This is a genomic window from Streptomyces sp. 7N604, from assembly GCF_052245475.1.
Taxonomy (GTDB): Bacteria; Actinomycetota; Actinomycetes; order Streptomycetales; family Streptomycetaceae; genus Streptomyces.
This window is the reverse complement of record NZ_JBQQBX010000022.1, coordinates 151,877-163,127: the sequence shown is the minus strand read 5'-3', so window position 1 is coordinate 163,127 and position 11,251 is coordinate 151,877. Positions and strand designations below refer to the sequence as shown.

9 protein-coding genes and 2 pseudogenes are annotated in these 11,251 nt (G+C 71.6%); 6 read left to right on the top strand and 5 right to left on the bottom strand.

Annotation, left to right across the window (positions count from 1 at the left end; genetic code table 11):
- Nucleotides 1-1,891: helix-turn-helix domain-containing protein (locus tag ACTWP8_RS24495; protein ID WP_443324266.1), on the bottom strand; the 1,891-nt coding region annotated here is incomplete at its 3' end.
- A gap of 352 nt (nucleotides 1,892-2,243) precedes the next feature.
- Here ACTWP8_RS24495 and ACTWP8_RS24490 point away from each other — a divergent pair.
- From ACTWP8_RS24490 to ACTWP8_RS24480, 3 genes and pseudogenes are all read left to right on the top strand, one after another.
- Entirely contained in the window at nucleotides 2,244-2,897 is a 654-nt protein-coding gene (locus ACTWP8_RS24490) for a methyltransferase domain-containing protein (RefSeq protein WP_443324265.1), read from the top strand.
- Nucleotides 2,898-2,919: 22 nt separating this feature from the next.
- Nucleotides 2,920-3,670: pseudogene (locus ACTWP8_RS24485) on the top strand (anthranilate synthase component II); the annotation flags it as partial.
- A gap of 11 nt (nucleotides 3,671-3,681) precedes the next feature.
- A pseudogene (locus ACTWP8_RS24480) lies at nucleotides 3,682-3,819 on the top strand (chorismate-binding protein); the annotation flags it as partial.
- Nucleotides 3,820-3,899: 80 nt separating this feature from the next.
- Here the strand turns inward: ACTWP8_RS24480 and tal are convergent.
- Nucleotides 3,900-5,285 carry a transaldolase gene (gene tal, locus ACTWP8_RS24475; RefSeq protein ID WP_443324264.1) on the bottom strand — a complete coding sequence of 462 codons (1,386 nt, stop codon included), beginning with the start codon at nucleotides 5,283-5,285 and terminating at the stop codon, nucleotides 3,900-3,902.
- Nucleotides 5,286-5,537: 252 nt separating this feature from the next.
- On the opposite strand from tal, the gene ACTWP8_RS24470 reads away from it, so the two are divergent.
- Entirely contained in the window at nucleotides 5,538-6,041 is a 504-nt protein-coding gene (locus tag ACTWP8_RS24470; RefSeq protein WP_443324263.1) for a GNAT family N-acetyltransferase, read from the top strand.
- 253 nt (nucleotides 6,042-6,294) lie between these two features.
- On the opposite strand, the gene ACTWP8_RS24465 is transcribed toward ACTWP8_RS24470, so the two are convergent.
- The gene (locus ACTWP8_RS24465; protein ID WP_443324262.1) at nucleotides 6,295-7,284 is read right to left on the bottom strand and encodes a zinc-binding dehydrogenase; all 990 of its coding nucleotides are present in this window, start codon (nucleotides 7,282-7,284) and stop codon (nucleotides 6,295-6,297) included.
- A 248-nt stretch (nucleotides 7,285-7,532) separates the two neighbouring features.
- Between ACTWP8_RS24465 and ACTWP8_RS24460 the strand changes: the two genes are divergently transcribed.
- Nucleotides 7,533-8,153 carry a pentapeptide repeat-containing protein gene (locus ACTWP8_RS24460; protein ID WP_443324261.1) on the top strand — a complete coding sequence of 207 codons (621 nt, stop codon included), beginning with the start codon at nucleotides 7,533-7,535 and terminating at the stop codon, nucleotides 8,151-8,153.
- A 71-nt stretch (nucleotides 8,154-8,224) separates the two neighbouring features.
- Entirely contained in the window at nucleotides 8,225-8,560 is a 336-nt protein-coding gene (locus ACTWP8_RS24455; RefSeq protein WP_443319442.1) for a hypothetical protein, read from the top strand.
- A gap of 79 nt (nucleotides 8,561-8,639) precedes the next feature.
- Here the strand turns inward: ACTWP8_RS24455 and ACTWP8_RS24450 are convergent, their stop codons facing one another.
- Together ACTWP8_RS24450 and ACTWP8_RS24445 are read right to left on the bottom strand one after the other, a co-directional pair.
- Complete coding sequence (locus ACTWP8_RS24450; RefSeq protein WP_443324260.1) at nucleotides 8,640-9,137, bottom strand: hypothetical protein; 498 nt, start codon at nucleotides 9,135-9,137, stop codon at nucleotides 8,640-8,642.
- A gap of 76 nt (nucleotides 9,138-9,213) precedes the next feature.
- Entirely contained in the window at nucleotides 9,214-10,809 is a 1,596-nt protein-coding gene (locus tag ACTWP8_RS24445; RefSeq protein ID WP_443324282.1) for a M4 family metallopeptidase, read from the bottom strand.
- Nucleotides 10,810-11,251 lie beyond the last annotated feature (442 nt).

Sequence of the window (11,251 nt, the reverse complement as noted above, 5' to 3'; positions counted from 1 at the left end):
GAAGGGCGAGGTTTAGCCGGAGCGCCAGCTGCACTTCGAGAGCGCGCTCCGGTTTCTGCCAGTCGGGGCCGAGCAGTTCGGTGATGCGCTCGAGGCGCCGTGAGACGGTGTTGGGATGAACGTGCAGGGCCTCCGCGGCGCGCGTGGGGCTGCCGCCCGATTCGAAGTACGAGCGCAGGGTGCCGGTGAGGTCGGTGTAGCGCTGCGCGTCGTACTCCAGGACGGGACCGATCGCGGCGGCGATGAACCCCTCGGCGTCGTGGTTGTCGGAGAGCAGCAGGCCGAGGAAGCCGAGCTCCTTGGCGGAGGCGGTGGAGCCGGTGCCGCCCAGCGCGGTGAGCGCGTCCAGGCAGCGCAGCGCCTCACGGTAGGCGCGGAAGACCGGGCCCGGATCCGAGACCGGGCCCGCGCCGCCCACCGTGACGGGGTGGCCGAGCAGCGGCGACAGCTCGGCGGAGACCGCCTGCGCCGCGCCGCTCGCGTCGGAGCCGGGCAGGAGCAGCACGATGCAGCCGTCGCGGGTGCTCTTGAGACCCGTCATCCGGCGGGCATATGAGGCCGCCCACACCAGCGCCCTGCCCTGCGCCCCGCCCTCGGGCCGGGCGACGACCACGACATGCGGCTTCTCCAGGTGGACGGCGAGCCGGCGGGCGCGCTCGGCGAGCTGCTGCGGCGGCCGCTGCGGGGTGGCGAGCAGGTCCTCGAACAGCTCGTCGCGCACCTTGTCCTCGGCGACGGCCGTGCTGCGCTGCATCAGCAGCAGGACCGCGACGGCCTGCGCGGCCAGGTGCAGCAGCCGTACGCCGTTGTCGTTGAGCGGCGTCCTGGGGCGCAGCAGGAGCGTGCCGAGGTCCTCGCGCCCCGCTACGACCGGGGCCACCCAGGTGCCGTCGGGCAGGGCCGGCCGCGCCTGTCCGGCGTGCGCGTCCAGGGCCGCCTTGGTGACCTCGGTCTCGTCGAGGCCCGGGAGCTCGCCGGTGGCGGTGAGCAGCCGCCCGTCCGCGTCCCGCACCATCAGGGTGCCCTCCAGCGCATCCGCCGCCTCCGCGGCGAGCGTGTGCAGGTCCGAGCCGGTGAGCACGAGGTCGATGAGGCGGCTGTGGGTGTCGCCGAGCCGCCGCACGGCGGTGAGGCGCGACTTGGCCCGCGAGGTGTCCAGCTCCAGCTCGACGACCTCGGCGTGGGTGCGGTCCAGCAGACGGGTCTTCTCGATGGCCACGGCGGCGAGGTCCCCGAGCGAGCTCATCAGCGAGACCTCGTCCGGGGTGAAGTGACGGATGTTCCGGTCGGCGATGTAGAGGATCCCGAAGGTGGAGTTGCCGTAGCGGAGGGGGACGGCCATCATCGCGCGCAGCCCCTCGGCCCTGACCACCTCGTCGAGGACGTCCTGGTGCACGATCCGCTCGTCCGGCAGGTAGTCGGGCGTCCAGAAGGGCGCGGAGCTGTCGGTGACCTTCTGGCCGAGCCCGGAGAACAGCGGGGCCTTGAAGCCGATGGTGAGCGCGGTGGCGTTGCCGTCGGCGGTGCGGACGTAGGAGCACGACTCCGCGGGCTCGTGGAAGCTGATGTAGGACATGTCGACGCTGAGCAGCCGGCGGGCTCGCCGGGTGATGAGCTCGAGGAGGGCGTCCAGGTCGTACGGAGTGGTCAGGTCGCGTGCGGTGTCGACGAGGGCGGAGAGACCGGCCTCGCGCTGCCGGCGGCGGCCGAGCAGCGCGTGGACGGACAGCGCCAACTCCTGGGCGCGGGACAGCTCTTCGAGGGCGGCGGGCGAGGCGCCTTCCCGGCGGGCCTGCCTGATCAGGTCCTCGAACTGGCTCGGAGGTGCCTCCTTGGCCAGCAGCTCGAGGACGGATAAGACGTCGATGCCTTCTGATCCGCCGTCCGACACCGTGCTCCCCCGTTGAGGCCAGAACGTCCCCCTCGCCGCGAACCTAATGACGGGACAAGGTGCGAGTCAAGGCTTGACCAAGCGTGAGGACAGCCGGAACGCCGCAGCTCAGGACCGTACTGTGGTGACCCGGGCACCTCTCGGACCCCCGAGAGTGTTGCCGGGTCACCTGTTGCGGCGCCTCAGCTGTGCGAAACAGTTGGCGTCCGTACATCGCTCATCTGTACGGTCCGGCTGAACGGAGGCCGACGTAGGGAGCAGGGGTCAAGTGTCGGAAGTCCAGAGCTATGTCCGGTCACTTCAGCGCAGCCGGGAGTCACTGACCAGAACGGACCGACCCAGCGTTTTCACCATGCGGGGGCGCGACTGGGATCTGCTGGACGAGGTCTTCGCGCCGATCTACTCCCCCTCGACGGGCATCGCTCTCGACTTCCTCGGGCTCGGATCCGGACCCGGACTCACCGACGGAACAGCCGAAGCGGAGCAGGCCCCGCTCAAGGGTTCGCTGCTGGAGATCGGCTGCGGCACCGGCATCATCGCCGTCACCGCCGCCCTGGCCGGCTGCGGCCCGGTCGTCGCGGCCGACATCAGCGAGCGCGCGGTCGAGAACGCGGCCAGGAACGCCGCCCGGCACGGCGTCTCCGACCGCGTCCGCGCCGTGCACGGCGACCTGTTCTCCGGACTCGGGCCCGGCGAGCGGTTCGACACGATCTTCTGGAGCTCCAACTACGTGCGGGCCCCGGAGGACTACGAGTACCGCTCGGTCCATGAGCGGGCCTACGTGGACGCCGGATACGCGGTGCACCGCAGGTATCTGGCGGAGGCGCCGCAGTGGCTGACCGCGGGCGGCTCGGTGCTGCTGCACTTCAGCAACCGGGGAGACGTCGAGGGCCTGAACGCGATCGCTGCCGCAACCGGCCGGGAACTACGGGTCCTGGCCACCCGTTCGGTCCCCGAAGGCACGGACATGGTCGAGCACATGCTGCTCGAGGCCGTCGTCGTATGAGTTCCGGTTACGGGTGTCCACAGTGCGCACGCTGCTGATCGACAACTACGACTCCTTCACCTGCACAACCTCTTCCACCACCCCGCGCAGGTGGGCGGGCAGGAGCCCGTGGTGATCCGCAACGACGACCCGCGGTGGCGACCCGGGCTGCTCGCCGAGTTCGACAACGGCGTCCTCTCGCCCGGGCCCGGAACCCCGCGCCGCGCCGCCGACTTCGGGATCTGCCGGGAGATCGCCGAGGCCGCAGAGCTGCCCGTGCTCGGCGTCTGCCTCGGCCACCAGGGCATCGCCCTGGCCCACGGCGAGACCGTCGGAAGCGCCCCCGAGCCGCGGCACGGCCGCACCTCGCCCGTGCTGCACGACGGCACCGGCCTCGTCGCCGGGCTGCCGTCCCCGCTGGAGGTGGTTCGGTACCACTCGCTGGCCGTCACCTGCCTGCCGGACGAGCTCGAGGCCACCGCCTGACGCCCGACGGCGTCCTCATGGGCCTGCGCCACCGGCAGCTGCCGCTGTGGGGCGTGCAGTTCCACCCCGAGTCCATCGGCACGGACGGCGGCCGCCAACTCCTGGGCAACTTCGCCCGGATGACCCGCGAGCACCGGGCGGCCGGGCCCACCCGCACGCCCGCGCAGCCCGTCCGACCGACCGGCCGCCGCCGCCCGGACCCCCAGGCTCCCGCGGCCGGTCGTCCTGCCGTGCCCCACCGCCCTGCTGTGGCCGACCCGCGGCCGGGACCCAGGCTGCGCGTGCTGGTGGAGCCGCTGCCGACCCGCCCGAGCGGTTTCTGCGCGTCGGCCGCGACGGGCTCGCGGAGTCCAGGCCCATCAAAGGCACCCTGCCGCGTGGCGCCACGCCGCAGGAGGACGCGCGCCACGCCGCCGACCTGCTGAACAGCGAGAAGGACCGGGCCGAGAACCCGGTGATCGTCGACCTGGTACGCAACGACCTCGGCCGGTGCGCCCGGACCGGCTCGGTCGAGGCGCTACGGCGTGGGCGGCGCGATCATCGCGCTGTCGGACCGGGAGGAGGAGTACGAGGAGACGGCGGTGAAGGCGGCGCCGCTGCTCGCCCTGACGGGGGCGGAATTTCCGGGGAGGGCCTGGCAGACGCAGTCGGCGTGAAGGGGCGGGTCCGTAGGGTCCTTTCCGCGGCGGCGGTTTGGGCGGCGGCGGCAGGGGTGGCGGCGGTACGGGTGGCGGCGGTACGAGTGGTGGCGGTACGAGTGGTGGCGGCGGTGCGCGCGGCGGAGCGCAGGTCCTCCCACGCCTCCAGGGCGTTCCTGAGACAGTCCTCCGCCACCTGGCGCACCACCGCCTCGTACCCGATGCCGAGGGCCTCCAGCTCCTCGATCACCCGCCTCGCCGCCTCGTGCTCGCCCGTCATGGTGTCGCCGCGCAGCCGGGAGTGGTGGACGGCCGCGTCGAGCGTGTCCGTGGGCAGCGCGTTGACCGTGCCCCAGGCGACGAAGCCGTCGACGTAACGGGTCTTGGAGTACGCCGGGTCCTGAACCGCGGTCGAGCTCCACATCAGCCGCTGCGGGCGGGCTCCGGCGGCCACGAGGGAGCGCCAGCGGTCGCTGCCGAGCCGTTCCTCGTAGAGCCGGTACGCCAGGCGGGCGGTGGCGAGCGAGGTCTGCCCGCGGAGCGCGCGGGCGGCGGCCGGTCCGAGCCCGAGCCCGGGTCTGGGTCTGGGTCTGGGGCCGGGACTGAGCCCGTCGAGGCGGGCGTCCACCTCGGCGTCGAGCCGGCTGATCGGCAGCCCGGCCAGTGAGGTGATCGCCCGCAGCGGATGCCCCGCCGCGCGCGCCCGCTCAAGGCCCTCGAAGTAGGCGTCGACGGCCTCGCCGTAGCGGTGCACCGAGTAGAGGGTCGTGGCGTGCACGCTGATCCCGTCGGCGAGACAGTCGGTGATCGCGGAGAGCCCGGCCTCGGTGGCCGGGATCTTGACCAGCACATTGGGCCGGTTCACGGCGCGGTTCACCGCGCGGGCCTCGGCGACCGTGGCCCCCGCGTCGTGCGCGAGCCGCGGGTCGAGGTCCACCGACACCTGGCCCTCCAGGCCGCCGCTCGCCCTGAACACCGGCCGCAGCACGTCACAGGCCCACCGGGCGTCGTAGGCGAGCAGCGCCCGCACCGCCTCGTCGCAGGACGTCCCCTGGCTCTCCAGCCGGCCCAACTGCTCCAGGTACGAGGGGTGGGTCGTCACGGATCCGGTCAGCAGGCCCGGGTTCGTGGTGGCCCCGCTGATTCGCCGGTCCCGCACCAGCCGGTCCAGGCGGCCGGAGTCGAGCAGCTCCCGGCAGGCGCCGTCCAGCCAGAGGGACACTCCCTCCGCGGCGAGCTGCTTCAGGACTCCGCCGCCGTCCGGTCCGGCTGCCGGTTCTGCCATGACGGGGTGCCAACTCCCCTCGATAAGCGTTGAGAAGGGGCGCATTCGCGCGACGCACGCGCGCGATGCATACGGGTGGCGCATACGGGCGGGGACACGAGGCTAGGGCAGGGACCCCAGGGGTCGGGAACACGTTCTCGTGAGTGCCTTCCGACTACGTCAAGTCATCGCTCGAAAGCCAGCGGTATCCAGGGGATGCCGCGTCATCCGGAGGGATGCCGATGCCCGGCGGCCCGGCCGTACGCTGACGACATGATCCGTACAGCCAAGCCAGAGGACGTCCCCGCCATCGTCGCCATGATCCGCGAGCTCGCCGCGTACGAGAAGGCCGAGCACGAGGCCGAGGCGACAGAGGAGCACATACGCCGCGCCCTCTTCTGCGAGAGCCCGGTGGCCTTTGCGCACATCGCGGAGACGGACGGCCGGGCCGAGGGCTTCGCCCTCTGGTTCCTCAACTTCTCCACCTGGCGCGGCGTGCACGGCATCTACCTGGAGGACCTTTACGTCCGGCCCGAGGCCCGCGGCCGGGGCCACGGCAAGGCGCTCCTCGCGGAGCTGGCCCGGCTCTGCGAGGAGCGCGGGTACGGGCGCCTGGACTGGTCCGTCCTGGACTGGAACACCCCGTCGATCGACTTCTACAAGTCGCTCGGCGCGGTCCCGATGGAGGAGTGGACCGGCTACCGGCTCACCGGCGCCCCGCTGTCCCGGCTCGCTTCCGAGGCGGCTGGGCCGGAGGCTGCGGAGCGGCCGGCGTAGGACGGGTCCGGCGGAGCTTTCCCCCACCTCGCCCCTTCCCGTAACCAGGGCTCCGCCCCTGGACCCCGTGTGGTCTGAGGCGAAGCCCCCAGACTTGCCCCCGCGGCCTCGCGCGTCTGCGGCCTCGTGGGCCTGCGGCTGCGTGGAGAGCGTGCAACTCCCGCCATACGAGCCCGTGCTCACCGCCTGCGTATCGCCGCGCGTAGGACGTCGCTCACCGGTGCCGACTCACGGCCTGCCGCAAGGCACAGCCTCAGGGGATGAGGACGACCTTGCCCGTCGTCACGCGGGACTCCAGAGCGCGGTGGGCGGCCGCCGCCTCCGCGAGGGGGAAGGTGGTCACCGCGGGGTCCAGGCGGCCCTCGGCGGCGGCCTCCATCGCCGCGTCCTCCAGGCCGCGCAGACCGCCCGGCCGTGCGAGCATGCGCGGGCCCACCACCACCTCGGACGTGACGCCGCGCTCGGTCAGCTCCGCCTCCGAGGGCTCGGTTGCGTCGCTGCCGGGGGCCCAGCCGTAGACGATGTGGCGGCCGCCGCGGCCGACGAGGCCGAAGGCGGTACGGCCGAGAGTGCCGCCGACGCCGTCGAAGGCGACCGTGATGGCGCGGGAGCCAATGGCGGCGCGGACCTGGTCCGCCCAGTCGGGGGCGCTGTAGTCGACCGCGATGTCCGCGCCGTTGGCCCGTACGGCCTCGGTCTTGGCCGGGCCGCCGGCGACGCCGACCACGGTGGCGCCCAGATGGCGGGCGTACTGGACGATGAGGGTGCCGAGGCCGCCGGCCGCGGCGGTGACCAGGACCACGTCGTCGGGGGTAAGGGCGGCCTGCTCCAGGATGCCCAGGGCCGTACGGCCCGTGCCGATCATGGCGACGGCCTTCTCCGAGGAGAGCCCATCCGGGGCCGGGTGGAGGGACTCGGCTTCCGCGACGGTCAGTTCGGCGTAGCCGCCGTGGGCCGGGGACGGGCCGAGGTGGACGACGACGCGGCTGCCGAGCAGGCTCTCCGGCACGCCCTCGCCGAGCGCATCGACCGTTCCTGCGACCTCGCGGCCGGGTGTCATGGGCAGTTCGGGCAGCGGGAGCGGGCCACGCTGGGCGCCCTGGCGGATGGTGGTGTCGAGCATGTGGACACCGGCCGCGGCGACCGCGATCCGCACCTGTCCCGGGCCCGGCTCCGGGTCCTCGGCCTTCTCATAGCGCAGGTTCTCGGCCGGGCCGAAGGCGTACTGGCGGATCGCGTGCATGGTGGGCTCCCAAGGGTCGGTCGGGTCGAGCGGCCGGGTCGAGTGGCCGGGTCGAGCGGTCGGGTCGAGCGGTCGGGTTGAACGGTCGGTTCGAGCGGTCGGGTCGGCTTTCGCCGCTCGGCAACAGCCTCCAACCTCAAGCTTGCTTGAGGTCAAGCCTCCGCTGTCAGACCCGTGCCTCAGGATGGGAGACACGACGACCGGGAAGCGCGGGACGACCGGGCAGTGCGGAGCAGCGGGAGATACGCATGGAGCTTTTGCCGTTCGAGGAGGACGGGCTCGAGGGGGAGGGGGACTACGAGGGCCTGGAATTCGCGGATCTCGACCTCGCGGGACAGGACGGGCGGGACGCCCGCTTCCTGGACTGCGCGCTGCGGCGCTGCGGCCTCGACGAGACGCGGCTGACCGGGGCGCGGTTCATCGACAGCGTGCTCGAGGGGGTGCGTGGCGTCGGCACGGACCTCGCCGGGGCGGTGCTGCGGGATGTGGAGCTGAGCGACGCGCGGCTGGGCGGGGTGCAGCTGCACGGCTCGGTCCTGGAGCGGGTGGTGGTGCGCGGCGGGAAGATCGACTACCTCAATCTGCGAGGGGCCTCGTTCAAGGACGTGGTTTTCGAGGGGTGCGTGCTCGCCGAGGCCGACTTCGGCGGCGCGCGGCTTGAGAAGGTCGTCTTCCGCGACTGCTCACTGCGGCAGGTGGATTTCAGCGGGGCGCGCATGGCGGAAGTGGATCTGCGCGAGGCGGCCGAACTGGACATTGCGCGGGGAGTGGACCGGCTTGCGGGTGCGGTGATCTCTCCGGCCCAACTCCTGGAATTGGCACCGGCATTCGCGGCGCAGTTCGGAGTGCGGGTCCAGGGCCCGGAATGATCTAACTGATGGATATCGAATCGCAAGCTTGAAAGAGGTTTCGCGCGCCTGGGTCCGGCAATCAGCGGGCCATGAACAACAACCCTGAACCCAGGCCCGTAAACGGCGCCTATGGCGCCAACCGGGACGGCGCCGGAGCAAGCCGGGCAGCCCTGATCATCCAGACCATCGCGGACATTGCCGCAGGCTTTCTGGCCCTGTGGATCCTGCTGTACCTGCTCGAAGCCAACCAGGGAAACGTCTTCGTCGGGTTTGTGCGCGGAATGGCGGATTTCCTCGCATGGTGGTCCCAGGACATCTTCACCATGGAGACCGAAGGGCTGCGCGTATTCCTCAATTACGGCCTGCCCGCCATCATTTACCTGCTGATCGGACATGGGCTGGCCGTGCGCTTGCGCCGCGTCTGACGGAATCGCGCCCGGCTGTTTCGGGACCGGTTTCGTGTGTTCTGTTCTGGCTTGTCCCGGCCCGGCCCGTTCCGCCGGTTCAGATCCGAGGGAAACGTGCTTGCAGATCCCAGATGACGGGATTGCCCGCGAGCGCCTCGTGCATATCCGTGAGGTCCGCGATCAGATCCTGCAGAAAGTCGCGGGCCTCGCGGCGCAGCGCCGCGTGGTTGAGGGTGAGCGGCGGCTCTCCGGCCGGCTGCCAGTCGGCCGTGACGTCCACCCAGCCGAAGCGGCGCTCGAAGCGCATACGGTCGGTGGTCTCGGTGAAGTCCAGCTCGGCGTACTGGGCGCGGTGCGAGCGGCTCCCGCGCGGATCGAGGTCGAGCCGCTCGACGATGTCGCACAGCGCCCAGGCGAAGTCCAGTACGGGCACCCATCCCCAGCCTGTGGACAACTCCCGGTCGGCCTCGGTGTCGGCGAGATGGACGTCGCCGCAGAAGAGGTCGTGCCGCAGGGCGCGTACGTCCGCGGTCCGGTAGTCCGTCTGCGGCGGGTCGGGGAAGCGGCGGGAGAGCGAATAGCCGAGGTCGATCACCGCTCGATGGTGTCACGGGCCGCACCGGGGGAAGGCGGTGCGGCCCGTGACCGCGTGATGCCGCCGGGTGACCCGGCTACTTCACGTTCACCCCGGTCCAGGCCGCGGCGACCGCCTTGTACTCGGCGCTCGTCGTCCCGAACAGGTCACCCGCCGCCTTGAGGGTGGCGGTGCGCGCGCGCTTGTAGTTGGTCGTCGACGTCATGTACGTCGTGAGCGCCCGGTACCAGATCTTCTCCGCCTTGGCCCGCCCGATGCCCGTCACCTTCGAGCCGTCGAACGTCGGGCTGTTGTAGGACACCCCGTTGATCGTCTTCGCGCCGCTGCCCTCGGACAGCAGGTAGTAGAAGTGGTTCGCGGGGCCGGAGGAGTAGTGGACGTCGATGTTCGCGATGCCCGCGTACCAGTTGTCCTTGGAGGCGCCGTCGCGGCTCGGCTTGTCCTGGTAGCGCAGCGGCGTGCCGTCGCCGTTGATGTCGATCTTCTCGCCGATGAGGTAGTCGCCCGGGTCGGCGAGGTTCTTCGCGTAGAACTCGGTGGAGGTGGCGAAGATGTCGGAGGTCGCCTCGTTCAGGCCGCCCGACTCGCCGCTGTACCGCAGCCCTGCGGTGTTGGAGGTGACGCCGTGGCTCAGCTCGTGCGCGGCGACGTCCAGCGAGGTCAGCGGGTTCGCGTTGCCCTCGCCGTCCCCGTACGTCATGCAGAAGCAGCTGTCGGACCAGAAGGCGTTGACGTAGTTGTCGCCGTAGTGCACGCGGGAGTACGCGCCCACGCCGTCGTTCTTGATGCCGTTCCTGCCCAGGACGTTCTTGTAGAAGTCCCAGGTGGTCGCGGCCCCGTAGTGCGCGTCGACGGCGGCACTCTGCCGCCCGCCGCCCCAGACGTCGTCCGCATCCTTGAAGATCGCGCCGCTGCCGGACGTGCCCTGACCCAGGTCGTTGGTCCGGTGGTTGCCGCGGGCGCCGTCCTTCAGCTCGTACGAGCTGCCGCTCTTCGTCGTGCCGAGGGTGACCTTGCCGCTGTAATCGCCGGTGCCGGTTCCGGTGTGGACCGTCTCGTTCGCGAAGAGCTTCTTGCCGGTGGCGGCGTCGGTGACGACGTGGAGCTCGCTGGGCGTGCCGTCGTGCTGGAGCCCGGTGACGACGGTCTCCCAGGCCAGTACGGGCTTGCCGCCCGCCGCCCAGATCACCTTGCGGGGGGCCTCGCCGGTGGCGGCCCCGCCGGTCTTGCCGGCCTTGCCGCCCTCGCCGGTGCCCTCGGTCTCCGCGGCCTTCAGGGCGGTCTTCTTCGCGGCGGACGCGGGGACGTCGGCCGCCGTGTCCCGCACGGATATCCGGGCCTTGGTCGCCTTGGTGACGCTGCGCGAGCCGCTCTTCTTCTCGTGGACGACGAGGTCACCGCCGAGGACGGGCAGGCCGGCGTACGTGCGCTCGTAGCGGGTGTGGACGGTCCCGTTCGCGTCCTTGATGACATCGCGGACGATCAGGTTCTCCTGGGCGCCGAGGCCGAGCGCACCGGCTTCGGCCGGGGCTGCGGTCTGCGCGGCCTCGATCGCGGAGGCGCGCTGGGCAGTGGACTGCGCGACCGCGATGGCTCCGGCCGCGCCCGCGGCGGCGGAGTCGCGGTCGGGCTGGGCGCTCGCCGAGCCGGTCTGGACGCCGACGACGACCATGGCGGCCGAGGCAGCGAGCGCGGCGGCGCCGGCGGTGCGCTTTCTGGCGTGTTTCCGGGGAGAGTTGGACGTGCGTCTCACTCGGTCTCCTCGATGCGGGGCCGCGGGTCGCGGCCCGGGTGTGGGGGACGGGCGGCCGTGGGTGTGGCGGCCCGTGGTACAGGAGCGTGCGGGTGCGGTGCTGCGAGTGCTGCGAGTGGTGCGAGTCGTACGAGCGGTGCGGGTCGTGCGGGCTCCGCAAGGCGGGCCTCACGGAGGGGATTGCGCACCCATGCGAAAAGAAGGCCCTACCGCGATGCGCGGACGAGCCGACCAGAGCGTGCCATTGGTTGAACCTTTACGACAGGTCGGCAACAAAGATTTGACCTTGCATTGTCCGATGACTGACCGGACATGTTCGTATTACGGCCGTGTCAGGTGTGGCTCAACAGAGGTCATTGGC

Bases quoted from the DNA above. Each gene is read 5' to 3' on its own strand.
- ACTWP8_RS24445 (WP_443324282.1), bottom strand. From the start codon at position 10,809: ATGGTCGTCGTCGGCGTCCAGACCGGCTCGGCGAGCGCCCAGCCCGAC.
- ACTWP8_RS24455 (WP_443319442.1), top strand. From the start codon at position 8,225: ATGAACAACAACCCTGAACCCAGGCCCGTAAACGGCGCCTATGGCGCC.
- ACTWP8_RS24470 (WP_443324263.1), top strand. From the start codon at position 5,538: ATGATCCGTACAGCCAAGCCAGAGGACGTCCCCGCCATCGTCGCCATG.
- ACTWP8_RS24490 (WP_443324265.1), top strand. From the start codon at position 2,244: ATGCGGGGGCGCGACTGGGATCTGCTGGACGAGGTCTTCGCGCCGATC.
- ACTWP8_RS24465 (WP_443324262.1), bottom strand. From the start codon at position 7,284: ATGCACGCGATCCGCCAGTACGCCTTCGGCCCGGCCGAGAACCTGCGC.
- ACTWP8_RS24460 (WP_443324261.1), top strand. From the start codon at position 7,533: ATGGAGCTTTTGCCGTTCGAGGAGGACGGGCTCGAGGGGGAGGGGGAC.
- tal (WP_443324264.1), bottom strand. From the start codon at position 5,285: ATGGCAGAACCGGCAGCCGGACCGGACGGCGGCGGAGTCCTGAAGCAG.